Consider the following 25,268-nt stretch of genomic DNA (forward strand, 5'->3'; position numbering starts at 1 on the left):
CTGCGCCATGGTCACCCCCCGCTCTCGAACCAGGTTCACGGCCTCCAGCTTAAACTCTCGCGTAAACGTGCGTCGCGCCATGCCCACCTCCAGGTTCCTTCATACACCTAACTCGGTGTCTTTGAAACCGGCAGCAGGCCAGACTGCAGCACCGGCGGAAGGTGCGGGTTGTATTCATAGCGGATCCTCGGTACTTCACGAATCACACCATGTGACTCCAAGCCTGCAGGAGGGATATTTTTTCGTTTGGTTGGATACTTGTAGCTGGTGACTGAATCAGCCGCTATGGGTTTGACTTCAACGGCTTTCGCAGGCTTTTTCTTTGGCTCCGTGCTCTTCTTAGCCATGTCCGATCCTTAGGGTGCCGTTTCGTGAGCAAATATCGATAGCGGGATGCTCTCTTGAGCCATGATGACCGGCCAATAGAACGGTGTTCCCTTCCAACCCTGCTCCTCAGTTCCATTCTGCCGAATCATGATGAGCATTGGCATATCGATCGCTACACGGCGAGCAATGGCACCTTCACGTTGAGCCGTGTCGGGTGCATCAGAAAAATACGGTACTCCAAGTGCAGGCTGAAACCGGCTGATGTTCCTATCTTTGCGGACGAGAACCCATACCTTGCCACGATTATTGGGATTACTTGCCCGGCTACTCAAATACTCCAGCGCCGCTCGAGTAGCCTCCCAGTCAAACTCGTAGCCCATCTCTGTTTCCATAATGAGAGTCGGCTCAAGCCTTTGCAGGAGATCCAGCGCAAATGCCAGAGTCACCTCTACCGGGGCAGTTGGCTCTTGCCCTGCAATCGCTTGATCCAGAATGGCATCTACTTGGCGCACAATAGGTTGCACACGAGTTTTCACATCGGTCTGAAACCCTATCGGCAAGATGCGCTTGAAGGGTCTGAGCGTCGTGGTGTTCGAGATCAGAATCTTATTGGGACTGCAGGGGACGATCTGCCCGCGTGGATCACGCTGAATGAATACTACAGCCCGACTCGGGTTGGTTTGAATTGACTCTCGTAAGGCCACATCGCTCTCGTGCATGCGCCGCATTGCGGCATGAATGGTCGGCTCGGTATAAAACCTCGTGACAGTGAGATCTTCGATTGGTCTAAAGCCAAACATTCGTGAGTGCTGGAGGACGGTATCCTGCTGGTATATCTGGGGCCGACGCCCATAGAAAAAGCCGATCAAGTTGGCGAGCGTGATGCCCCGGTCGAGGATCTGCCCACCAATAAAGATATTGAGCGGCGTTCGAAGGCGAAGCTGTCCTTCACGATCAAGCAATTCCTCCACTTGCTGCTCAGAATTGACCTTCGTGACCATCAGCCACCCTTCCCTAAGAGCAGCAAAGGCCTGCTCAATGACCGCATCGAGAGGCGGGAGATAGCGATCGAGAACTCGCACCGAATTGGCTAGATCGTTGTAAGACTCGGTGAGCAATTGACGGAGCAATTCGGTCTGAGCACTGACCGCCTCCATAAGCTTTTGGTTTAAAGCAGCGACGACTCGCTCCTGCCAGGCATGAGCGGCTTTCGCGGCTTCCGTGTGAAACAGAAAACTAAACTTCCTTGGGGGCTGCCCTACCTGCTCATCTTGCAATCGACGCAGACAACCGCCGACCACGAAATTACAGATCGCTCTTCTTAAGGAACTCACCGCATCGCTAGTCAGACAATCCTCAATACGAAACCTTCGTCGGTCTTCCTGTCGAAGGATTTCCAGGTCGTCTAGCGTGAGCGGCCGAAAGACATATGACGCGACGGTGTTGTCTTCCTGACTTCTGTCGAAGTAGTACTCACTCCCAATGTATCGCTCATTGACAGGCACGAGTTCTGTGAACGCTGGACGGACAGGCCTAAACTCTACCCCATTCACGACCATGTCTTGGGGCTGAAGGTAGAGCGAATACGGCGTCGCCGTGACTTGCAAGAATGCCGACTTGGCGAGGAGCTGCCGCAGCTCCTCGATTTGTCGAGTGGTCTTGTTGATGACGATGCCTTCTTCTTTTGTGTTCTTGAATCCGATGCTCGCGTAGTCTGCTTCGTCGTCGATAATCAGCACTCGCTTCCGAGCAAGTTGGGGGTATGTTTCTCGAAAGAGTTTAGCCAGCCGGTCTAAATTATCCGTCTGTTTTTTCGCAACGAAGATGAGCTTCTGATTCAATTCCCAAGGAGTTAGCCCAGACGGAATGGTCATAATGTCATGGATTTGCAGTTTATCGTTTATGGTAAATCGAGCGAAGTCCCGTCGTACACGCTCCAAAGTCTGTCGGGCTAAGGCTTTCGTCCCTTTTGTGAGGATAACGGCAATATCGAAACTGTTATCAAAGACTAAGCCAATTACTCCGAGAAAGGTCTTGGTCTTTCCTGATTGGATTTTGCCGAGCAACATACCTGGCTGAGCGGCGCTGGTTTCTACCGAGAGGAGGCGCTCAGCAACCTGCTGAATGCAGGCTTTGTCGGCTTGACCGTAAATGACTGCGTTATCAGTGAAAGCGGGATAGAAATCGCCTGAAAGGTTTAGGGGCATAGTTCCTCTTGAATGCAGCGCCGTGAGAATCGGATTGCGGGCGCCCGGAGAATACCTTTTTCCAACCTTTTAATCACTCGCATTCTTACGGGGAAAATCAGCTGAGGCGTACCGGCCTGCCTTTGGAGACGTCCTCTTGTCCTACGTGAAGCGTATCGCCCTGGGATACGGGAATGACGCTCATCTCCTCTTCCCCATCCCTCCCCCACCATCCAACGGCGCAAACGGCACGGTGGGATTGAATTCATTGATCGGGTTCAATGGATTGTCCGGGCGATACCGATTCACCGGATTGAAGGGATTGTTGGGATTGAACTGGTTGATCGGATTGGCGGGGTTGCCGGAATCGAACCGGTTGATCGGATTAAACGGGTTTGCCGGATCGTAGGCGTTGATCGGATTGAGCGGATTGGTGGGCTGGTACTGGTTAATGGGGTTGAAGATATTGAAGCCGCGCTGGTACTTCTCGTCGAAACCCGGCTCGGCCCGGACCGTTCCGGTCATCGCCGCCAGGAGAAACCATCCGACGATGATTGCGCGTTGCACCTGAGTTTGTCGCATAGCCGCCTCCCTTGTACCTGTTTACTGCTGGCGGCAGCATACTTCCCTGCCGTGACATCCGGGGTCACGACAGGGCGTAAAAGGTGAACGTTAAAACGTCAAACGTACAGCGGCTCGAGAGCGTGGGTATATCTGGAGGTGTTGAGGTTGAGTCTGAGTCCGGGATCTCACTGGCCCATGGCTTGGGGAATGGACGCCTACGCTGCTCGCCCCTTCTTGCTCCGGCCTTCGCCTCGGATGGTGTTGGCCAGGTCGCTGGAACTCGCGCCGAGAAGCAGGAGCGAACTGACAAGAAGATCCATGGACACAGACGGATCTCCGGCTTCCATCTTCGCTACTCGCGATTGACTGGATTGAAGGCGTTCGGCGAGCTGGACTTGTGATAGGCCCTGTTTATTCCGCCGGTCCCGCAAGCTCCGGCTCAGGGCCAGCTTCATGTCGATGAGCGCCGCATCCGCATCTGACAGGTCCAGAAACTCCTGCACCGATCCGACGGCCCATCCGGCGGCTTCCAGCTTGGCTCGTTTTGTGTTCTTCATCGTGATGTTCCTCCCTACGAACCCATTACTCGGTCATACTCTCGAAGCCGGTGTCTGCAGGTCTCAATGATCGATTGAGGCGTCTGCTCAGTCTTCTTCTTAAACACATCGAGAATGATGATCGCATCAGCATCTGCTCTGTATATGATACTAAATGTGCCGCCCTCATCGGTGATCCGTAATTCATGACATCGTGTTCCAATAACCGGCAGGGGCCGTGAGTGAGGAAGTTCAAGAGCCTCAACAGGTATCCCGCCTCAAGTCGCGCGGCTTGGGAAAAAGGTGGCGTCTTGACTTCACCACGAAGCCAGATAAGTGGGTTATCTATCCTGCCCATCAGTCACGCGTCGACGATTTGTTCGGCGACATGACAATATGTCATATCTGACATATTGTCAAGCAAATGAATGTCCGCACGCACACAATGGGCTGCCATCACTACGTCACGGATCAGTTGCACTGTGGTTAAGGCTTCGATACTGACGACGCTGCGACGAGTTCGCTGGTGACGTTCCACGCCTCCTCGATCGTGGTGATCTGCTGGACGAGCAGCTCACGCATGGCGACGCGGACCTGGTCATTCGAGGTGGGCGGGAGCAAGGCCTCCGGATGTTCCTGGATGATGCTAGCCCAGGACTGCTGCCTCGCTTTCCTGTAGCCGTCTTCCTTCAATGTATAGCCGAAGAATTTTGCCATCCAATAGGAATAAAAGAGTCCGAATCGAGCTCGTTCCGATGGTTTCAAAACACCGAACAAGTTCGAGAGGCTGAGCAGAAACCGTTGGATGCCATAGAGCAACTGACTGAATCGCTCGGAACGGTTTATGACCCCCCCAAGCAGGTATGAGCGAAAGGCTGCCTGCTCCTCCCGGTCACGCACATAGTCGTCGAGGAATCCTAACCACGAGCGGAGCGCCGTGTCTTCCACCCAGTCGGTAAACTGGGCCAGGAAAATGGCAAACCTAGTGCTCGCTTCCGGGTTGACCGGCGGCGGATCCACGTTTCGAACCCCTGTGATACCCACCCGGCGAGCCAAATACTCAATAGTGACGTAGTCGTAGTACCGGATGAACTGCTGCGCGCCTTCCGACCAGAGCAGCATCAACAGCTCCTGCTGCGCGTCATGACGGATCACCTCCAACGGCAGATAGCCCGTCTCTACCGCCAGCTCCAGGAGCATGAGGTGTGCAAGCGCATAGTCCAGGGAATCGCGGATGGCAATTTCCTCACGATCGTCAACGTCGTGGCCTCCCCCATGCCATCTGAGAATGTGCTGCAGTTTCGTGTCACCAGACGGATCCTGCTCCCCGAACGTCAATGCAAGGGCTCGAAGGTCGATGGACGCAGCTTGATCGAAACGCGAGCGAATTCGCGGTGGCGGCGTCAAAAACGTCCGTGCTTGATCGCCCATCGCCCGCCAGGGTCCCTTGCGCAGGCTGGCGTATCGAGCGTTGTCTTCCAATTCGTGTTCTTGAGGCACGGCTATCTTGCTCTCAATCCCTGGCCGACATAATCCACGACGGCCGATTGCCAGGTCTTCGGTTTCACCATGGTGCTGTGGTCGAAGTTCGTGATGATCGACGGCTTCTCATCACCATCCCACTGGATCAATTCGTCGTACTCGTGCCCCACGACCTGGTCGTCGAGCCCCAAGATGAGACGGATCGGGGGCCATTGTTGACGGAGATAGGCGCTTGCGGACCAAGACTTTAACATTCGGAGCTGCGGATTCTTCGGCTTGAGTGCATCCCCAATAGGTCCGCCGGACCAGCCGAACCACGAGGCCAAGGAACTGCCGTTCAGCGGACTGCCGAACAGTGTGATGCTGTGGATACAGCCATGCATGGTCTTCGGTTGTTCGGCCCAGGCGCAGAGCAATTGACGAATACCGAGCGTGCCGAGCGAATGCCCGAAGAGGGCGAGCTTCTCATAGGGTTGATTGTAGGGACGCTGGCCGGTCGCGGCCTTGTTCCACTCGGTGATGATCAGTTTCGAGATATCGAGGTAGGTCTGGACGGCCGTCGTATCGTACCCCAGGAAGAGGAAATCCCAGTCGGCGAAATCCTCGTCCTTGTCGGCTTCCTTTTCGAAGAGATCAGGGAGAGTGCCCCACGTGGTGAGATAATTCCCCTTGAAGCCATGGATGAACAGGGCCAGTTTCCTATTGGCTTGATCGGTGCGCCTGAGGAGAGCCCAGGCTTCGTCATTGCGAGGAAGGAGTGTTCGCATGGCTGAACATACAGGCTCGAATGATGCGCAAGAATAGAGCAAGCAGAACGCGCTGTCAAAAGGAACCATGCGCGAAATGGTTCCATTCCTGCTGCGGTCCCTTGCGTATGTCTCATTACAGGAGTACCCTTTTTGCTACTCATCCGCCCTATTCTCGCCAAGGAGGCCGACTATGAGATGCGTTCGACTCCTCACCTGCCTTTCTCTGCTGTTTCTTTCCTGGACCTCGGTGGCCTCAGCTGAACTGCTGGCGCTGCTCAACTACGAAAGCAAGCCGAACCAGCCGGTGCGTCGCGAAGGAATCGCGATTATGGACATCGATCCCGAGTCTACCGACTTCGGCAAAATTTTGATGGAGGTGCCGCTGCCGCCCGATCTCGTCGCGCACCACATCTTCTTCAATCGCGACCGGACCAAGGCCTACATCACGGCGCTGAACAAAAGCGTGTTGCATGCCGTGGATCTGACGCGCTTTCCGTATCGCCTGCGTCCCATCGAGGTGCCGGAGTGCCAGGTGTTGGAGGACCTCGTGGTGTCGGAAGACAACCGGACCTGGTTCCTCACCTGCATGGGCTCGAGCACGGTCATCATGGGTGACGCGGTCACGGATAAGCCGACCAAGGTGGTGCGGACGAACGAAGGCGCCCCGGTCTCCGTGCGGTATCCGCACGGCATCGCGATTCACAACGGGATCAACCGCGTGTTGATCACCAGCACGGTCAAGCCCGACATGTCCGAGGCGGGTGATTCCGTTACGGTGATCGAGGCCACCACGGGCGCGGTGCTTTCGACGCATCGTGTGTCGTCCAAAGAGGCGCCGTCGAAATCTGCGCCGGTCGAGGTGATGTTTTCGCCGAACGTGACCCCGCCGGTGGTTCACATCACGAACATGATGGAAGGCACGCTCTGGGCCGGCGTGTGGGACCCGACGACCATGTCGTTCTCGTTTCACGAGATCGACGACTTCGGGCCGCGACAGCAGGGCGTGCCGTTGGAAATGCTGTACAACGCCAAGGGCGACCGCCTGTTTGTCACCACGGCGAAGCCGGGCTTCGTGAATGTGTATGACAACAGCGATCCGCGCCACCCGAAATTTCTGCAGGCCATTCCTGCCGCCAACGGCGCGCACCATTCCCTGCTCTCGCCGGATGAGCATTACCTGTTTGTGCAGAACAGCCTGCTCAACCTGGAGGGCATGAGCGACGGGTCCGTCACGGTGATCGACCTGCGCAAGGGCGGCACGGTGGTAGGCAGTATCGACACGCTGAAATCGCAAGGGTTCAATCCCAACTGTATCATGCTGCTGCCGAACCATTTTCGCGGAGAGTCGTTACGCGCGGATGTACGGCCGTGAGAGTGTGAAGAGAACGAAGGCTCGGAGAATGCTGAGCCAGATGCAGGGCTAGGAGAGCGGAGATTCGGAACGCCGGACTCGCTCCGGCTGGTACCGTGCCGGGGCTGGTTGGGCAGCAGGCGTTGCGTGCCCCGCATCCAGCAGAATCGCCACGAGCATGTCGCTCATGACGTTCACGCCGGAGCGCGCGCGGGCGATGATCCAATCCACCGTCATGATGAGCGGAATGGCCGCGGCGATGACTGTATCCGGCAGTCCGGCTGCCGACAGCACAAGGGGCAACACGATCAATCCGGCCTCGGGAATACCCGCCACGCCGGCCCCCGCAATGATCGAGGCCGCCACGATCAGGAACTGGCTCGTCAACGACAGGTCATATCCCAACGCCTGAGCGAGAAACAACGCGGCCATCGCCTCGTAGAGTGTGATGCCGTCGTTGTTGAGATTCGTGCCGACACAGGCTGCCAGGCGCGCCGATTGCGCGGAGACGTTCATACGGTGCAGGCACTGCAGCGTCACCGGCACGGTCGCCAGGCTACTGTTGCACGACATGGCCGTCATGATCGCATCGGCCCCCTCTCCGACATAGACCTTCGGCGACTTCTTCCCCACGAACCAGGCCACCAGCGGGTAATAGATGAGGGAGTGGATGGTCAGTCCGGCAAGCATAGCCACGAGAAAGATCCAGAGCACGGAAAAGACGCCCACGCCCGACTTGCCGACCACCTGCGCCACCACGCCGAACACCGCCAGCGGCACCAGATGAATGATCCAGCCGAGGATGCGCACGAGCCATTCATAGATCCATTCGACAGCACGCACGATGGCATGATCATCCGCGCCGGTTCTGGCGGCCCTCACATGCAGACGGCGCAAGCCTGTACCCAACACCAGCGCCAATAGCACGACGCCGATGATGTTGTTCGTGGAGAACGGCGACAGGATCGTGCGGGGGATATACGCGGCCAGATCTTCAATCGGCGTTTGCGAGGTCGCCACCTTGGCCGGCCCCTTGGACCCGGGCACGAGCTGTAGCAACTGATCGACATGCCCTTGCCAGGACAGGCCCGGCTGCCAGGTGTTCATGATCACCAGGCCGATCGTCATCGCCACCGTGACATTGACCAGGCAGATGACCAGCAGCCTGGTGCCCTGACTCAGCGGCAGACTGGTGCGAATGAGCGCATCGAGAATCGCAAAGAAGATCAGCGGAATGGCCAGCGTCTTGAGCAGCTGCACGACAACCATGCCGAGCTTGCCCAACTGCGCGTTCGTGATCCCGCCCAGGTAAGGCTCCTGGCCGAAGATCACCCCGAGCAGACCGCCGAATATCACGGCGATGAGCACCTGAGTGTACAGGGGCATCGGCAGGCGGTTGGCTGTGGCATTGGTCGTGGTCATAAATAGCCGAATTGTGGAGAATACCCCGTTTCACGGTCGGAATGCACCATGTAGAGCGTGAACGGTGAGACAGGAACGTGAAGAGGTCGGAAAACGCCGGAGAGGTGAATGACTATACAACTGACAGTTCGCTCAGTAACATATCAGCAGAGCCCGTCGTATAGCGCGTGCAGCCACCGGCCGTTTGGTGCGGCGGCGACTCAACAGAGAGTCGATCGCGTCACTCCGCCGTTTCAGCATGAGCTGCTCCTCGACCGCCTGCACCATCAAATCGGCGATCACACGGCTCTTGTTTCTACCGGCAAATGCCCTGTCGAATTTCTTCTTCACGTCCTCCGGGACGCTGAAATTCACCCTTGCCACCGTGGCCTCCTCATTCGAATGCAGCTATGCCCTGCTGATACGTATGGCTTCGTCAACTACGGCCTGACGCAGGCTCTCCGGCTTGAGGACCTTCACGCCGCTGCCGAAACTGAGCACCCAGCCGACCAACTCACGGGTATCGGCAACGGAGAGGGTCATACGCAGACCGCCGCCTCGCACCCGTTTCGTTCCCTGCGTGGCATGCCACACGCGATCCTTCACCCAGGCCGCCGTGGCCTTGGTGAATTCCAGTTCCACCTCGATACGCGGCCCACGCATGACGGTGAGCGCGTCCTGCACGAAGGCATCGAGATCGAAATGGAGCGGCATCTGATAGGGATGGTCCGTCGGCGTGACGGACTTGATTCGCTCCACGGCGAACAGGCGCGGCTCGCGCCGCAGGTGACAATAGGCAATGAGATAGAGACCACCCGAGGCGTACCAGAGCCGATAGGGATCCACCTCACGCCTGGTGGTACGGCCGCGCGACACCGAGTCGTACCGGATCTGCACCGTGGTGGCATTGGCGATGGCGCGGGTGAGCCGGTCGATGGTTTCGCGATGTTGGCGATAATGTTTGTGCGGGCCGAGTCCGACGCTGAACGTGCCGTCGAGCTGTTGCACCAGCGCCACGCCTTGCGGCGGCAGCGCGGCCGCGGCTTTGCCCAGGGCGGATTGGAGCGAGGTATGAAGTTCGGTGCCTTCCAGCGGAGAAATGAGGCGTCGACTGAACGTGAGCGCCATCAATTCTGATGGCGAAAAGCGCAGAGCCGGCACGTTGCGGAATCCTTCCAACAATCGCCAGCAGGTCTGCCCATTGATCCGCTCGGTCACCAGCGGATAGCCGGCTTCTTCCAACGCGGCGAGGTCGCGCCGGAGCGTGCGAGGATGGCGGGTGGAACCGGGCGCCAGCGACTCCGCCAGTTGCTCCAGCGTGAGGCCCTGCCGCGATGCCTCCAACTGCTTCAACACCACCAAAAGACGCACGGCCTGATCATTACGCGCCATCGCTGCCCTCACTCAGGCTGACGAATCAGGTGGGGATATCTGTCGTGCCGTCGTAGGAGGCTCGGGACTGATGGGCGATTTTCAACGTGTCGCCGTCTTTCACCAGCGAGTCCAGCGAGCCGACTTTGCGATTCACGGTCACGAGCAATTCGCCGCGCACCACGAACGGAGCCAGCGCGTCCATCAACTCCGCATTGCCTTCAATCAACATCTTGATGGCCGTCGGGCCCTCGACTTCCACATCCAATTCCGGCTCGGTCACCCGCTGCAGTAGCGTCGGCCCTAGAATTAACACCTTCACCATGGTCGATGACTCCTCCTCTTCACGTCACGTGTTACGTTTCGCGTCCTGCCCGCGCGTGGCAATGCAGGCAATCCTGCCGCTTGGGATGCTGCGCCGGCAAGGGGCGCACGCCTTGGGGTGCATGACAGGTCACACACTGACTTTCCACCGTGATCGCCTGGTGCACGCTGTTGGCCGGCACCTTCGGATTGCGGTCACGCGGCGACGGCAACGAGGCCACGCCCCCGACGACGAGCAGCGCCAGCACCACAAAAATCAAATCCACTTTGCGAAAGGTCATTGGCCGGCTCCTGGTCGTCTTGCTGTCTGTTGCGCTCCTGCTTGCTGATGCGCGCCCGCTTCATAGGCCTCGTTCAACACTTGCGCCACATGTTTCACCGCCGCGCGCCCGCGCAGACCGTTGTTGAGCTGAATCATACAGGCCGGGCAACTGGTGGCCACGGTGTCCGCGCCGCTCTGCTCGATGTTCCGGCGCTTCCGCTCGAATACCTTCTGCGACGTGTCGTAGTCCTTCACGAGGTACGTGCCCGCCCCACCGGCGCAGCGGTCCGCATCCGTCATCTCGACATACTCCGATCCCGGCACCTGCTTGAGCAATTGGCGCGGCTCCTTCGTGACGCCCGCCGCCCGCAGGTGGCAGGAGGAATGGTACGTCACCCGATGGCCTGCGCCTTCCGCCGTCCCCATGGGAGGATGTTCCTCCGAGCGCGCCACAAACTCCGTGATGTGTACCACCTTCTTCGCCAGCGCGTCGGCCGCCTGCCGCTCCGGCCCGCCCTCGAAGAACTTCTTGTATTCCTTGAGCATCAACGTGCAGGAAGCGCAGCCTGTGACGACCTGATCGTAGCCAGCCAGCGATTGCAGATTGAATCGCGCATTCTCCTTCACCAGGTCTACATGGCCGTAGGTTTCGATCGGCGTACCAGAACAACGCTGCGGCGGAAGCTCAGGATTCACTTTATGTTTTCTCAAGACGCCGATTACCGCATCCCCCACTCCGTCGTCAAAATAGTTCGCCGCGCAACCATGGAAGTAAGCGACGCGCGGACTAGCTGCGGTCGGGTTCGGTTGCGTAAGCTCGGGGTACCGATCGCGCAGATGCCGGGGAGCCAACTTGGGCAGTACCATGTCGGCCGGCAATTTGGCCGTGGGTGCGATGCGCTTCAACACGGGCGCTGCCAGCCGTTCGAGCAACGCGCGTGGGCCGGGACGATCCCACAGGCGTTGCGTTTTCGCCAGGAGTTTAAGTATCGATTCAAATATCGGCAGCTTGGCCTGGAGCGCAAACAGCCATCGGCTTCCTTGATTCGGTTGTTCCGCGCGCCGCTGGAGGATGAGTTCCGAGACATCGACGCCGGCCGGACAAATCGTGCGGCAGGACTTACAGTTCAGACAGGCCTCCACCACCCGCTTCGAATTCAGATAGGAGTAATCCTTGGCCGTGACGATTTCGTACCAGCCGCGCGAGCTCATATCTTCAGACTGAAACACATCGTAGACCGGGCAGACGGAATTGCACTTGGCACAGGTCGCGCAGGACTTGGACAACCGTTGGTAGTCGATATGGTCGGTGAACGGCGCGTCGCTGATCTTAATGCCGGGGTTCATCACATTCGCGGGATCGATGGTGCGTTTCACCTCCACGAAGAGTTGATAGAGGTCCTCGCCGAACATCTTGCGGACGTATTCGGCGCGCACCCGCCCGTCGCCATGCTCGCCGCAGATCGACCCGTCGAAGCGGGACAAGACGGCTTGATGGATCTCATGGTAGGCCTGCACCATCTTGTCGAAGTCCTGCCGGTCGTTCACGTCGAGCAGCGGCGTGATATGCGCATTGCCGTTGCCGATATGGCCGAAGATCGCTACCGGCACATGCTGGCCCTCAAAGAATGTTTCGAGGTAGCGAATCAGTTCGCTGATGCGTTCGGCGCGCACCACCACGTCATCGACGAAGTTGATCGGCTTCTTGCGGGGATCGAACCGGTAGAGCGTGGGATACAGCGCCTTCCTGGCTTTCCAGAGTTGGTCCCGCTGTTCCTTATCGTACGCGATCGTGAGGTCGCCGCAGAGCTGATATCGGCGGCAGATCGCGTTCATGCGGTCGGCGCGTTCGCGCAAGTCAGCCTCGCCGTCGCTGCTGTCGAGCTCGGCCAGCAACGTCGCGGCGGCATCGGCGGGAATGCCATGCGCGGCCCGGCCGATGAGGTTCAACGTGTTGGCGTCCATCACCTCGAGCGCACTCGGGCGAAGCCCCAGCAGATGCGGCACCGCCTCCCCGACTTCCTCCAGCCGCCGGAAATGAATCAACGCGGTAAGGGTGCCTTGCGGCTTGGGCACGAGCCGGAGCCGCGCCTCGCTGACGACGCCCAACGTGCCTTCGCTGCCGACGAACAGCTTGGGAAGGTCGAACAGGCCCTGCTTCAGCCCGTCGGCCAACCCGAACACATTGTACCCGCAACTGTTTTTGCTGATGGTCGGCTTCTTACTGTCGATCAAGGCGCGCTGCCGCTGCACGAGGTCGAGGATCGGCTTCAACGTGGGATGGGCCGTCAACAGATGCGCGAGCGCCGGATCGTCCAATCCCATCGGCGCGGCAGAAAGCCAGGATCCCGACGGCAGACAGACTCGCAAGGCCTGCACGTTGTCTTTCACCGAACCGTAGATCAGCGTGTGCGGGCCAGAGGAATTGTTGGCGACCATGCCGCCGAGTTTGCACATGTCTCCGCTGGAAGGGTCCGGACCGAACAACAGATTGCGCCGCCCGAGTTGCTTGTTCAGCTCCGCCAGGACAATGCCCGGCTGCACCCGAGCCCACCGCTCCTCCTCGTTCAATTCGAGGATGCGATTCATCTTGGACACGTCGAGAATGATGCCTGACCCGACTGCCGAACCGGTGAGATTGGTCCCGGCGGCGCGCGGCGTGAGGGGGATGCCCTTCGCCACGGCAAACCGGACGACGGCGTCGATATCCGCCTCGTGCTCCGCCAAGACCACGGCCTTCGGCGTCATGCGATAAATGCTCGCATCGACGGCATAGGCCGTGAGCGTCGGCACGTCGTCCTGGACCTTCGCAGATCCGAGGAGGTGCCGAAGATCGCTGGCGACAGCGGATGAGGTGTTGGGGAGAATGAGGGTCATGCTTGTGTGTTCGCTGGCGCATTCTAGCAGGATACGGAAAAAGTCCGCCAGCAGCGTTCTCGACATCCGTGAATCGTGAAACGTGTCTCGTCAGGATCCGCAACCTCCTCGTCGGTCGGGTGGTGGGAGCACAAGCCGGTTGTTGCCTGTCGCGCGATCCGCTAAGATGCTCGTCAGTTCGGCGAGGCCTCCATGGCAGCTCCACTTCTGTATATTTCCCGGTTGCTTCCAGACCCGGTGATGGCGGCTGCACGTCAGCAGTTCCGGTTACTCAACGAACCTCGCGATACGGCGCCCGCCGATGCCACCCTGGGCGCGGGGATTCGCGAAGCCGACGCCGCCATCTGCACCCTCACCGACCGCATCGATGCCTCCATGCTGGCTGCCGCATCCCGGCTTACGATCCTCGCGAACTACGCGGTCGGCTACAACAACATCGACCTCGCCGCCGCATCGGCGCGCGGGATCGTGGTGACCAATACCCCGGACGTCTTGACGGACGCCACGGCGGATCTGACCTGGGCGTTGTTGTTGGCGGTGGCGCGGCGAGTGGCGGAAGGAGACGCCTACGTACGTTCCGGGGATTGGTCCGGGTGGGCGCCGACGCAGATGCTGGGAACGGATGTGTCGGGGAAAACGTTGGGTATCGTCGGCATGGGACGCATCGGACAAGCCGTTGCGCAGCGGGCAATCGGTTTCAATATGCGGATTCGTTACACCTCCCGCGCCGGCGCGCCCCTCGAACGGTTGCCGTCCCAGTGGGAATCACGGCCGCTCCCCGATTTGTTGAAGGAAGCCGATTTCGTGAGTCTGCATGTGCCGCTAACCACCGTCACGCATCACCTGATCGGCGCGCGCCAGCTGGCCCTCATGAAACCGACGGCGTTCCTGATCAACACGTCACGCGGGCCGGTGGTCGAAGAAGCCGCGCTGGTCGACGCCCTCTTGCAACGTCGCCTGGCTGGTGCAGGGCTGGATGTGTTTGAACAGGAGCCCTTGTTTCACCCCAGCCTGCGGGAACTGCGGCAGGTCGTGCTGCTGCCCCACCTGGGTTCAGCCACGCTGGCGACGAGGGTCCGGATGGGTATGATCTGTCTGGAAAATATTGCGGCGGCCTGTGCAGGCAAACCGGCCCCGAATCAAGTCAACCAGATTGCACAACGAGACGGCAGGTCGGGGCTCACCGCCTGATCCTCAAGACTCTACACGGGTGCGACGGGTCAATGCCCGGCTAACGGAAGGGAACTCGACGGTGCGGACGCAGGCACGCCCGAATGGGCATTCCCGTTCACCAGTTGGAGGCGCAAGGCTTCGACGCGGCGGGGTACGTCGTGGAAGGACGGAATGGATTGATACATGCTGAGCGCCCGATCGCGAGCGCCGGTCGTTTCGTACAGCAACCCGAGTTCGTACCGGACGAGCTGCCCATTGCCGCCACGGCAGCGGGAGTCAGCCATCAATCGTTCCAACAATTGAATGGCCTGATCCGGATGGCCCTGTTCCTTACAACAGAGCGCCATCATCATGCAGGAATCGACGAAGAAGCCTGAATCCTTCATCGACAACAAAAACTCCTCCTTCGCTTCATCCCATAACCCCATATCCTTATAGGCCATGCCGAGGGCGTAGCGGGTTTCCACATCCACGGTCTCCACGGGCGGAGCAACGGGCTGCGCCACCGTAGGCTGGGGCTCAGGCGCGGCGTGAAGCACAGGGGCCGGGGCCTCAACGGGAGGTTCGACAGGCGACAGGACGACTGGTTCGACGACAGGGGGTGGCGCGGATGCGACCTCAACGGGAGCAGCCGAGGCATCCACCAGTCTGAACGCACTCTCCACCACCGGCTCTTCGGCCATGACCACGGGAGACGGTTCGGGCTCCGGCGTGAGCGGTTGGACCGCCGCCACGACCGAGGCGATAGGTTCCGGTTCCAGGGTCGATCCGGCATTGGGGTCGAACGCCGGTGCAAGTTTTCGCGCAATGGGGCTGCCGGGCGCCAAGGCCTGCACCTTCTCAAACAACTCGGCCGGCAAGGTCGGCATGCCCGGCTCCGGATGCTCCAACAGAATTTCGACTGCCCGGCCGAAATGCTGCGCGGCCGTCGCGGGATCGCCCTTTTCCTGATAGAGCTCGCCCAGCAGTTCCAACATGGGAACGGACGAGGGCTCCACCTTGAGATAGTCGGAGATGAGCGACTCCGCCATGACATAGTCCTGCGCACGGAGAGCACCTCCGGCTAGGAATCGATATTCCCCAAGCGCGACCACCAGGTTCCCCTGCAGGAGATGCATGCGCGCCAGGAGCTGGCAGATTTCCGGATTGCCCGGCTCGCGGCTCAGGAGTTGGGTCAACATGGCTTCGGCGCCCGCGTACTGGCCCTCTTCGATGCGGCGTGTGGCTTCGGCCATGAGATCGCCGGCGTCTCCCGACTTGGCCGAAGCGGCAACCGGTTTGGCCGCCCGCGTGGACGCGACCGACGGACCACCGCCCGTCTCCATCATGGTCGTGATTTCTTTGGCCTCGGCGTTCTCCGGATCCAACCGCAGCACCACCGTGTACATGGCCTTGGCCTGATCGTACTGTTGCGCGGCGGACCGTTCCCGTCCGAGCTGGAGATACATCCGCACCGCTTCGTCGACCAGCCCCTCCTCTACGCACAACTCCGCGACGCGAAGCTGCGCATCCATGTTCGAGGGATCCTGCGCGACGATCTTGCGATAGATCTCCAACGCCTCTGTATTGCGACCGTCTTTGGAATAGTGCTTCCCCAGCGTCAGATAATCCTGGACGGCGCTGCTGAGCAGGCCACGTTCGGCGTTCAGATCGCCGAGATGCCGATAGATCTCGATCCGGGTGGGATCGACCTTGAGAATTTTCTTATAGGCGGCGATGGCCTTGAGGACCGACCCTTCGGAACGGAAGGCGCCGGCCGCCTGGAGAAATGCAGAGACGGCATCGGGTGTGGCGTTGCGTTTGAGTTGAAGGTCACCGATGGAGTTGAAGATGGTCCCGTCGGCAGGCGTGTCCGTGGTCAGCTTTCGCCACTCGGCAATGGCCGCCTCATACTGCCCTTTGGACGCGAAGAGCTGCGCGTTTTGAAGCACTGTACGGCGGTCGACAGCCAAGAAGACTCCTCACCCGACGTTGAGAGTCCACGCTAACAGTCAACTAATTCTTTGTCAAACAAATGGACAAAAGAGAAACACCGCGAACGCGGCGTCTGGAGCGGATATGCGATGGGGGAAACCTGCGGCCCCTCGATACCGTGGAGGGGCCGCTGGACTACGTAGAGGCCCAGCCGCTTAGGGAGCCGGCGCGAGGTCCTTCAACACGTTCGCCGCCTGGGGACCTTTGGCACCCTGAACGATGTCAAACTCGACGTTCTCACCCTCTTTCAGAGTTTTGAATCCCTCGCCCTGCAACGCAGAGTAGTGCACGAAGACATCGTCTCCGCCATCGAGTCGGATAAATCCGAACCCCTTGCGATCATTGAACCACTTCACTGTGCCCTTCGTCTTCATACAGTCCTCCTTTTCTCAACACACGAACATTATGAGCGCACCAGCGTCTGCTGACCTGCTTGGCATGAGATGACTATGATGACGATAAAAAGGAGAAGGAACAGCGGCACGCGCGGCGGCTCTTGCGGGGGCGTTGAGACAATGTTCAACCCGAACCATCATAACCTGCTGAAAAGTGCGCAGCGATGTACCATGGGGTGAAATGCTTGTCAAGCGGATCTTTTGGCCCGGGCCTATCTACTCTGTTTACAACCCAGGCAGACTCTTCTATAGTGCAGCAACCAATCTTCCGATGTAGGACCCCGACCGCCCCCGTGCTGCACACCATCCTCGATCGTTACATTTTTCGCGAGCTGCTCTCCCCGTTTTGCATCAGCTTGGGCGCACTCTGCTTCGTGATGCTGACGAAGGAGTTGCTCCGCCTGGTAGAACTGCTGGTCACGAAGGGGATCGGCTTTCTGTCCGTCCTGAAGGTCTTCGCACACTTGCTCCCCTCATTCCTGGTGCTGACGCTGCCCATTGCCGGCATCATCGCGTCGATTACCGCCTTTGGCCGCCTCTCGCTCGATAAAGAGCTGGTGGCGATGCGCGCCGCCGGATTCAGCCTGTTGCGGTTGTCTCAGGCGGTGTTTCTGTTTGCGGCACTGGTCTGCGGCTTGACGCTCATCATGGCGCAATACGGTCAGCCCTGGAGCAATGTCAATCTCAAGAAGGTGGCGCTCAACCTGTTGCGTGATGAACTCGTGCTGGAACTCGATCGCGGCGTCTTCAATGAAGCCATCCCCAAGATGGTGATCTACGTACCCGACGCGCAGGAGGGACGGGACAACCGCGGGATCTTCGTGGCCGACGAACGCAATCCTGCCGACCCGCGCATCATCGTGGCACAGCAGTACCAAGTCATGACTGACCCGGCCACCAGCCAGGTGGCGCTGCGACTGATGAACGGCGTGATCCATAGCCGCCCCCAAAACGCCGAGGAGTATCAGAAAATTTCGTTTGCGGCCTACGACTTGAAGCTGAGCATCGCCGCAAGCCTGTACGGAGCCGAAGAGCGCACACCGATGGAGGTCATCCGCGCGAAGTTGGAAAGTTCCAACTGGACCGACACCAACGCCCTCCGGCGTATGATGGAATACTACAAGGACCTGGCATTTCCCGCCGCTTCACTGGTGTTTTGCATTCTGGGCGTGCCGGTCGGGATCGTCTCCAAACGCTCCGGCAGCATCGGCGGATTCGCGGTCGGCGTGCTCGTGGTCATCGCCTATTACGTCCTCAACGTCGCCTGTGAATTTCTCGTCACCACGCTCTGGATCTCTCCGTTCGCCGGCGCCTGGTTGCCCAACGTCGTCTTCACCATCGTCACGATTTTCTGGTTCTATCGGGTGAGCCGGCAGTAACACGATGACTATTCTCTTTCGCTACATGCTGCGCGAGTATGTGAAGATTTTCGGCATGTGCTTTTCCGGGCTCATGACGATCTACCTGGTCATCGACTTTTTCGAGAAGGTCCGCCGGTTCCTGCGGTATGACGCGCACGCGCTGGATGTGCTGGCCTACTTCGTGTTGAAAATGCCGGCCATCTCCTATCAGATCGCTCCGCTGGCGGTGCTGATGGCGACCCTGTTGACCATCGGCCTGCTCTCGCGCAGCCATGAAATCACGGCCATGCGCAGTTGCGGCATCAGTCTCTATTGGATTACCTCCCCGTTCATCTTCCTGGGGACCGTGCTGGCCATGGTGCTGTTCCTGTTCAGTTCCACAGTGATTCCGTTGGCCTTGGCGAAAGCCGAGCAGATCAAGACGACGCAGATCGAGAAACGCACCACTCCGGTCTCACTCAAGGCGGCGCAGCCCTGGGTGAGCCTCGGCGGCCAGACCTTGATGAACATCGATACCATCGACCCGGGCGGGGCGGTGCTGCGCAACATCCGGCTATATCGTCTGAGCCCGACGTTCCAACTCCAAGAAATCGCCGAAGCCAAACGCGCGGTCTATTCCCCACAAGGCTGGGCCCTGCACGAAGGCTTCTCCCGCGCCTTCCGCGAGGACGGCACCGTCTCGGTCACCAGTTTTCAGACGCAGCCGCTGGCACTTCCACACATTCCGGACGACTTCACCACCTGGGCGGAGTTGGACCCGGACACGATGACGCTTCGAGAGATTCGCGCGTACGTCGATCGGCTGCAATTGGGGGGAACGCTCCTGCCGCGCCTGCTGACGGATTACTATGGGCGCATCGCTTTTCCCTGCGTGACGCTTATCATGGTGATCATCGGCATCGCGTTGAGCCTTCGCCGCACCGGCGTTCGCGGCAGCGGCATGGCTATGGGTATCGGCCAGGCGATGGCCGTAGGCTTTTTCTACTGGTCCACCCACTCCGTGGCGATTGCGTTAGGTCGCGGAGGCGCACTTTCGCCGATGCTGGCCGGATGGATGGCGAATATGGTGTTTCTGACGTTCGGCCTGTATCTGCTGTTAAAGGTCCGCTACTGACAGGACACTGAAATTGTCGTCCAACAGAGATCTCGAATGCGTGCCTCCGGCATTGACTGTGACGCCACCGTGCGGTAAGTAGACAGGCCGCACACACCATTCTCACGGGGCAGCGAAAGGGTTGTATGTCGACGAGGGTTGTCATCACAGGGCTGGGGGTCGTCTCCCCCATCGGCATCGGTGTGCCGCAGTTCTGGAAAGCGGCGCTGGAAGGCCGGTCCGGGATTTCCGCCATTCCCTCCTTCGATCCTTTTCCACTGGAAGGCTACCGGTCGCGTATCGCGGGGCGCATCGTCGGCTTCTCCCCTGAGCAATACCTCCCTGCCGGCCAGGGCGATCGTGTGGATCGCTATGCCCAATTTGCGCTCGTGGCGGCCAAGGAAGCGCTTGCCGATGCCGACTTCAAAATGGAACGTGAAGACCCGCACCGGGTCGGCGTGATCGTCGGCGCGGGTATGGGCGGGATGGTGATGGGCGAGCGCGAGATCACGCAACTCTATGAACAGAAACGTCCCCACCGGGTACATCCGAATTTCATTCCGGTCATCACGCTCAATTCCGCCTCCGGCATCGTGGCGATGGCCTATGGGGCGAAGGGCCCGAACCTGACGATTTCCACCGCCTGTTCTTCGAGCGCCCATGCCCTGGGGCAAGCCATGCATGCCATTCGTGCCGGCACGGCAGACGCCGTGATCGTGGTCGGCGCTGATGCCAGCATCACTCCCCTGGTCTTCGCCGGATTTTGCTCGCTTCGGGCGCTCTCGACGAAGTATAACGATGCCCCGGAGAAAGCCTCCCGTCCCTTCGACCTTGGACGGGACGGGTTCGTGATGGGAGAAGGCGCCGGCGCACTCATCCTCGAGTCGTCGGCCCATGCCAAGAAGCGCAAGGCTCGGATCTATGCGGAAGTGGCCGGGTATGCCGCCACGAGCGAGGCGCATCATATGGTCATCCCCCGTGAAGACGGCGAGGAAGTCGCCACGACCATGCGGCTCGCACTCAAGGATGCGGGCGTCACGCCGGCGCAGGTGGATTACATCAACGCCCACGCCACGTCGACATCGGTCGGCGATGCGGTGGAGGTCAAGGCGATTCGCCTGGTGTTTAAGTCGCGGGCGGACAAACTTGCCATAAACGCCACCAAGTCGCTGGTGGGTCATACGTTGGGCGCCGCCGGATCACTCGCCGGTGTGGTGTCGGCCCTCACGCTCACGAGCGGACAGATCCACCCGACGCTCAATCTGGATGATCCCGACCCGGCTTGCGCTCTGGCGGGCCTGTCGAAGGATTCGCAAACCCGCAAGGCCAAGGTGGCCCTCATCAACGCATTTGGATTCGGCAGCAACAATGCTGCGGTCGTCTTACAAGCTGTCTCCTCCTGATCCCTGTCCGGAACGGCAGCGATCGTGGAGTGACTCACAAGACAAGGAACGAAGGAACAAGGAACCAGGGCATGGCCAACACCACAGACGTTTCCGACAAAATCATTCAAGCGCTGGCGGAGTATCTGAAGCGGGATGCGGCGTCCATCAAGCCGACGCACCACCTGCGGGAAGATCTTGGATTGGATTCGATGGCAGTCATTGAAATGTTGTACCGGATCGAAGAGGTCTTCAACCTGCAGATTCCCGACCAGGATTTGGTGGGCCTGACCACGGTCGGCCATGTCATCGGCTACGTACAAGGGCGCGTCGCACCGGCCCCGGCCAAGACCGCTGCAAAGACTCCGGCAAAGACATCAACCAAGACCGCGACCAAAAAGCCCGCCGCGAAACGCTCGACCAAGAGTAAAAAGGCCTAACAGGATGAGCACGGCACCCAGGCCCACCCCGCTGACACTCCGGGAACTTCACGAGTATGTGGGAGGCGAACTGGTCGGCTCGCCGGAGGCCACCGTCATCGGCGTGGCCAGTCTGGATCAGGCTGGACCAGGCGATCTGGCGTTTGTCACCTCAGAGCGCCATCTGAAATCTCCCCAGACGGCTACCATCGGCGCATTATTAGTTGGACGGCGGATCGCCGACTGCCCTTCGCCACAAATCGTGGTGGACAACCCGGCCTATGCCTTCGCGCGAGCCGCGCAACAGTTTTTTGCGCGACCGGCCCGGATGCGAGGGATCGCAGAAGGCATCACACGCGGTGACGGCGTGACAATCGGAGCCGACGTCTCGATTTGGCCCGGCGTGACCTTGGGCGATCGCGTGACCATCGGCGCGCGAGTGACACTGTATCCCGGCGTCTTCATCGGGGACGACAGCGTCATTGGGGACGACAGCCTCCTCTACCCCAATGTGGTCGTGCGGGAAGGATGCCGTCTGGGAGCCCGCGTCATCGTGCACAGTGGAACGGTGATCGGCAGTGACGGCTTCGGGTATGTCCAATACCAGGGCCGCCACCAGAAGATTCCTCAACTCGGCGGGGTCCTCATCGAAGACGACGTGGAACTGGGTGCCAACGTTGCCGTCGATCGCGCCACGTTCGGCGATACCATCATCAAACGGGGCAGCAAGATCGACAACCTCGTGCAGATCGCCCATAACGTCGTTGTCGGTGAACACAACATCCTGGTGGCGCAGGTCGGCATTGCCGGCAGCACCACGCTGGGACGCTACGTGATGGTGGGGGGGCAGGCAGGTTTAGCCGATCATTTGCAGATCGGCGATCAGGTGATGATCGCGGCGAAATCCGGCGTCACCCGAAGCTTGGAACCGAACCAGATCGTCTCCGGCGCACCGGTGATGCCGCACACGACCTTTCTCAAAGCACAGGCGGTCATTCCTCAGTTGCCGGAACTACGCCAACGGGTTCGCGAACTCGAGGAACGACTCGCGACACTGGAACAAGCCACCAAATCTTCCGCCAAATCCCGGAAGTCTCGCCGTACGTAGCGAACTCACCCCTATCGTCAGGGTTTCAGTAGCGACTTCCAGAAGAACAGCTTGGCCCAGAAGAATCCGGCCCACGGCAGGAAGCACGCCGGAATTGGATGGACTGCGCCGTACAACACCGCGATGGTCGATCCCGCTAACAACAAGGCCAAACCCACCATATAGGCGCCAGGAGCCCATGGGGATCCGGTGGGCGACTCCTGACTTTTTCCGCTTTCCCGTTTCGGTTTGCCGCTCTTCGAGAGCGCAGGCTGCCGCATGCGTTCGGCAAAAACCTCCGGACGATTGGCCAGGATCCAGCGATGGTACGTGGTCTGCACCCACCCCAACACTCCCCCAAGCAGCAATAACCCGGAACTTTCCAGAAACGTCGTCCAGCTATAGGTATCGGTAGCGATGAGTTGATAGCCCAAGCCGCCGACTCCGCCAAGCATGGAGATCAGGCCGAGAATGCCGGCCGGAAACAACATGTAAGCTTTGATATAGGCCGTCGCCCGCGCGTCGTGCCCTTCCTGCTGTTTGACTGAGACAAGTTTTGGCATGGCCGTGATGGTCGTACAATCGTCGTCCCAACCGCAAGAGGAAATGCACCGATCAGGAACAATTTCTCTGGCGCAGATCGGGCGGAATTTACTCGCGATGCCTTGTGCGTTGAGTCCATTGTGGGACCTGTCCACAAGAACTGTGGACGGGCTGTGCGCAACCGTGTGGATAGGCGCTCCACCGCAAGGCCAGCGTATGAGAAATCACAAACTGCTCAAGGATTGGGCGACTGAGGCATTCGAGGGCGGACACAACAGAGGGGGAGAGAGACTGTGAAAAACGAGACTCGCGATTGATTAGCCCATCGGAAGAATGTCGAAAATAGCCGCGCGCTCGACCCGGCCAACATCCACCCACTGCTGGGCCAACGGAATCAGCGTCGCCAGTCGCTCTTCCACGGCTGCCAACCGCTCACGAATCGCAGCCGGCTTGTGTTGCGCCGTGACTCGCAGGAAGGTTCGTAGCCCTTGAAGAAACAGGTTGATATTGGCCGCGCACACCTGTTCCGCCGAGCCGGACAAGTCATCGATATCCTCAAAAATCGGCTCCAGCGCCTGAGGGCGCAACGGACGTTCCTCGCCGGCACGCGTAATCCGTCGGAGCGTATCGATTACTTTGGGCACGCGTGCCTGCATGTGCTCAAGAAACCGCTCGTCCAAGGTATCCAACTCCTCCAGCATCCGTCCGATGGCCCGCGCATCGACCGGCTTCGCTCCGCCGGCGGCTTCTGCCTCCGCGCGATCAATCACCGTCTCGAGGACGTCCCGCACCGGCTCGCGCGAACGTCCACGGGCCAGATGTAACTGCCTCAATGCATCCAGGATCGAAGGCGCAGCTGGCTGTCGGGTCGCCACAGGCTCTGTCTCGGCGTGTTCGCTTGACGCCGGTGCCACTGGAGACATGGCCGGGTTGCGTGCCGCGTCATCCGCCGGTTCCTGTCCAGCTGAATCAGCAGGCGGTTCCCCCTTCTCCGTAACCGGTTCCAGCTCTCGCACGGTCTTACTAATTTCCAACAAACCTTCTCGAAGTGACGCGACATGATGTGCAGCCACGGCCCGCTCATGTCTGGCGGCCGCCTGCAGTAACGGAAACAGTCTGGTTGCCATCTCTTCTACACCGGTTAACCCGACGGTCGCGGCGGAACGCGCAAGATTACCGACGCTTTGCCACAGAATCGTCGCCAATTGTGACCGGCGTGCTTGTTCACTGGTCGTATCCAGCCGCTCCAAGGCCGTCTGAATCTGATTGAGCCACTCCCTGGCTTCCAACACGAACAGGCCAAGGATCTCGCGTCGTACCGGGATCGTGGCGTCGACCGGTTCAGACTCTGATGAAACCCTGGGCGAGACCGGTCTGATCGCAGGTTGATCCACGGCGGCCTGAATCACTCCGGCAATGGCATCGAGGCTTTCCAGCAAGGCGGCAAATTGATCTGAGACAGTCGTGGACGTGGCAAGGACCTTCGCCGCCGCATGAACAGGTTCGAAGCTGACGCGCTCCAAAGCCGGTGGTTCGACGGTATCCACCACCGACACGTGGGGCAGCAGACTCAAATCGATCAGGCGCGGCGGTTCTGACGTCGAGGCGTTCTCCGCATCCATGACGCGCAACACCGGGCGTGAGGGATATCGGGCGGTGATGCGTACCACCACCCCTTCTTCTCCGCTGCTGAGACGCACCCTGGTTCCGAGCGGATAGACCGACAATTGTTCGACCAACGCCTTCATGATTTCCCGGGGAAATGCGGTACGCTCTGTCGTGAGCAACTCACGAACGGCTTCATGCGGCAACAATCGACGACGATAGGGACGCGGGCTGACCAACGCATCGAAGATGTCGACCAAACCAATAATTTGCGCCAACTCGTTGATCTCACGCCCTTTCAGGCGATGAGGATACCCCTGTCCCCTCCCCCGCTCATGAGCCTGCAAGACAACATCCGCCAGCCACGCATGGTCTGCACCGAGTCGAGTGATGACGTCGGCTCCCATGCGCGGATGCTGTTCAATGAGGCGGCGCTCCTCAGCCGACAGCCGGCCGGTTTTGGTGAGCAGCTCTTGCGGAACCGCAAAAATGCCAATGTCGTGCAGCAGGCCTGCCAAGGCGAGCCGTCGCAACTCGGTTCCGAAATAACCAAGACCGATGCCGACCTTCGTGGCCAAGATGCCGACATTGATGAGATTGGTGACCAGTGGAGAGCCTGGGGGGCTCGACAAGGCCTCAACAACTAACTGATCGCTGGTGTGAAGTGAATCGACGAGACTAGAAGCCAGTTGGGTGACCTCGGAAAGGTCGAGGTCTTCCTGCCGTTGCACAGCGGCGGCCACCTTGGCAAGCGCTGCCTCTGCTTGCCGATACTGATGCTGGTCCATGGTCTTCGTTCCTCACCC

The 25,268-nt window shown here is 59.5% G+C and carries 24 protein-coding genes; 7 read left to right on the plus strand and 17 right to left on the minus strand.

Translation table 11 applies throughout. The annotated features are described in order from the left end of the window. Positions 1-107: 107 nt before the first annotated feature. The 7 genes from JNL86_01460 to JNL86_01490 all read right to left on the minus strand — a co-directional run bounded on the left by JNL86_01460 (position 108) and on the right by JNL86_01490 (position 5,862). Entirely contained in the window at positions 108-347 is a 240-nt protein-coding gene (locus tag JNL86_01460; GenBank protein ID MBL8041570.1) for a hypothetical protein, read from the minus strand. A gap of 9 nt (positions 348-356) precedes the next feature. Then, entirely contained in the window at positions 357-2,534 is a 2,178-nt protein-coding gene (locus JNL86_01465; GenBank protein MBL8041571.1) for a hypothetical protein, read from the minus strand. A 180-nt stretch (positions 2,535-2,714) separates the two neighbouring features. After that, a complete protein-coding gene (locus tag JNL86_01470; protein ID MBL8041572.1) occupies positions 2,715-3,095 on the minus strand; it encodes a hypothetical protein in 381 nt (126 codons plus the stop codon). 197 nt (positions 3,096-3,292) lie between these two features. Further along, entirely contained in the window at positions 3,293-3,634 is a 342-nt protein-coding gene (locus JNL86_01475) for a helix-turn-helix domain-containing protein (GenBank protein MBL8041573.1), read from the minus strand. 14 nt (positions 3,635-3,648) lie between these two features. Then, positions 3,649-3,885 carry a type II toxin-antitoxin system RelE/ParE family toxin gene (locus tag JNL86_01480; protein MBL8041574.1) on the minus strand — a complete coding sequence of 79 codons (237 nt, stop codon included), beginning with the start codon at positions 3,883-3,885 and terminating at the stop codon, positions 3,649-3,651. Between the two features lie 214 nt (positions 3,886-4,099). Then, positions 4,100-5,113 (minus strand): hypothetical protein, encoded by a 1,014-nt coding sequence (locus JNL86_01485; GenBank protein ID MBL8041575.1) that lies wholly within the window; start codon positions 5,111-5,113, stop codon positions 4,100-4,102. A 2-nt stretch (positions 5,114-5,115) separates the two neighbouring features. Continuing rightward, positions 5,116-5,862 (minus strand): hypothetical protein, encoded by a 747-nt coding sequence (locus JNL86_01490; protein MBL8041576.1) that lies wholly within the window; start codon positions 5,860-5,862, stop codon positions 5,116-5,118. A 172-nt stretch (positions 5,863-6,034) separates the two neighbouring features. On the opposite strand from JNL86_01490, the gene JNL86_01495 reads away from it, so the two are divergent. Continuing rightward, positions 6,035-7,216: a YncE family protein gene (locus tag JNL86_01495; protein MBL8041577.1), complete on the plus strand. Its 1,182-nt coding sequence runs from the start codon at positions 6,035-6,037 to the stop codon at positions 7,214-7,216. A gap of 48 nt (positions 7,217-7,264) precedes the next feature. Here JNL86_01495 and JNL86_01500 read toward each other — a convergent pair whose 3' ends face one another. The 6 genes from JNL86_01500 to JNL86_01525 form a co-directional block, all read right to left on the minus strand. Next, entirely contained in the window at positions 7,265-8,617 is a 1,353-nt protein-coding gene (locus JNL86_01500) for a dicarboxylate/amino acid:cation symporter (protein MBL8041578.1), read from the minus strand. A 132-nt stretch (positions 8,618-8,749) separates the two neighbouring features. Then, the gene (locus JNL86_01505) at positions 8,750-8,980 is read right to left on the minus strand and encodes a hypothetical protein (protein MBL8041579.1); all 231 of its coding nucleotides are present in this window, start codon (positions 8,978-8,980) and stop codon (positions 8,750-8,752) included. A 24-nt stretch (positions 8,981-9,004) separates the two neighbouring features. Further along, the gene (locus JNL86_01510; GenBank protein ID MBL8041580.1) at positions 9,005-9,988 is read right to left on the minus strand and encodes a transcriptional regulator; all 984 of its coding nucleotides are present in this window, start codon (positions 9,986-9,988) and stop codon (positions 9,005-9,007) included. A gap of 25 nt (positions 9,989-10,013) precedes the next feature. Beyond that, positions 10,014-10,292 (minus strand): hypothetical protein, encoded by a 279-nt coding sequence (locus JNL86_01515; protein ID MBL8041581.1) that lies wholly within the window; start codon positions 10,290-10,292, stop codon positions 10,014-10,016. A gap of 31 nt (positions 10,293-10,323) precedes the next feature. Beyond that, positions 10,324-10,572, minus strand: a complete 249-nt coding sequence (locus JNL86_01520) for a hypothetical protein (GenBank protein ID MBL8041582.1) — start codon at positions 10,570-10,572, stop codon at positions 10,324-10,326. Continuing rightward, entirely contained in the window at positions 10,569-13,430 is a 2,862-nt protein-coding gene (locus JNL86_01525) for an FAD-binding oxidoreductase (protein ID MBL8041583.1), read from the minus strand. Before JNL86_01525 ends, JNL86_01520 begins: the two co-directional genes overlap by 4 nt. 192 nt (positions 13,431-13,622) lie before the next feature. Between JNL86_01525 and JNL86_01530 the strand changes: the two genes are divergently transcribed. After that, complete coding sequence (locus tag JNL86_01530; GenBank protein MBL8041584.1) at positions 13,623-14,621, plus strand: D-glycerate dehydrogenase; 999 nt, start codon at positions 13,623-13,625, stop codon at positions 14,619-14,621. 29 nt (positions 14,622-14,650) lie between these two features. Here the strand turns inward: JNL86_01530 and JNL86_01535 are convergent, their stop codons facing one another. Both JNL86_01535 and JNL86_01540 read right to left on the minus strand, forming a co-directional pair. Next, positions 14,651-16,555 (minus strand): tetratricopeptide repeat protein, encoded by a 1,905-nt coding sequence (locus JNL86_01535; protein ID MBL8041585.1) that lies wholly within the window; start codon positions 16,553-16,555, stop codon positions 14,651-14,653. Between the two features lie 177 nt (positions 16,556-16,732). Continuing rightward, positions 16,733-16,951 (minus strand): cold shock domain-containing protein, encoded by a 219-nt coding sequence (locus tag JNL86_01540; protein ID MBL8041586.1) that lies wholly within the window; start codon positions 16,949-16,951, stop codon positions 16,733-16,735. A gap of 314 nt (positions 16,952-17,265) precedes the next feature. On the opposite strand from JNL86_01540, the gene JNL86_01545 reads away from it, so the two are divergent. The 5 genes from JNL86_01545 to lpxD all read left to right on the plus strand — a co-directional run bounded on the left by JNL86_01545 (position 17,266) and on the right by lpxD (position 22,335). After that, positions 17,266-18,351, plus strand: a complete 1,086-nt coding sequence (locus JNL86_01545) for an LptF/LptG family permease (protein MBL8041587.1) — start codon at positions 17,266-17,268, stop codon at positions 18,349-18,351. Between the two features lie 4 nt (positions 18,352-18,355). Further along, positions 18,356-19,447 carry an LPS export ABC transporter permease LptG gene (gene lptG, locus JNL86_01550; protein MBL8041588.1) on the plus strand — a complete coding sequence of 364 codons (1,092 nt, stop codon included), beginning with the start codon at positions 18,356-18,358 and terminating at the stop codon, positions 19,445-19,447. Between the two features lie 125 nt (positions 19,448-19,572). After that, a complete protein-coding gene (gene fabF, locus JNL86_01555; GenBank protein ID MBL8041589.1) occupies positions 19,573-20,829 on the plus strand; it encodes a beta-ketoacyl-ACP synthase II in 1,257 nt (418 codons plus the stop codon). Between the two features lie 71 nt (positions 20,830-20,900). Beyond that, positions 20,901-21,248: a hypothetical protein gene (locus JNL86_01560; GenBank protein MBL8041590.1), complete on the plus strand. Its 348-nt coding sequence runs from the start codon at positions 20,901-20,903 to the stop codon at positions 21,246-21,248. Between the two features lie 4 nt (positions 21,249-21,252). Continuing rightward, on the plus strand, positions 21,253-22,335 hold the full coding sequence (gene lpxD, locus JNL86_01565) for a UDP-3-O-(3-hydroxymyristoyl)glucosamine N-acyltransferase (protein ID MBL8041591.1): 1,083 nt from the start codon (positions 21,253-21,255) through the stop codon (positions 22,333-22,335). Between the two features lie 17 nt (positions 22,336-22,352). Here the strand turns inward: lpxD and JNL86_01570 are convergent, their stop codons facing one another. Continuing rightward, a complete protein-coding gene (locus JNL86_01570; protein MBL8041592.1) occupies positions 22,353-22,877 on the minus strand; it encodes a hypothetical protein in 525 nt (174 codons plus the stop codon). A gap of 297 nt (positions 22,878-23,174) precedes the next feature. Then, positions 23,175-25,250, minus strand: a complete 2,076-nt coding sequence (locus JNL86_01575; GenBank protein MBL8041593.1) for an HD domain-containing protein — start codon at positions 25,248-25,250, stop codon at positions 23,175-23,177. Between the last annotated feature and the right edge of the window lie 18 nt (positions 25,251-25,268).

The sequence above is a fragment of the Nitrospira sp. genome, from assembly GCA_016788885.1.
GTDB lineage: Bacteria > Nitrospirota > Nitrospiria > Nitrospirales > Nitrospiraceae > Nitrospira_A.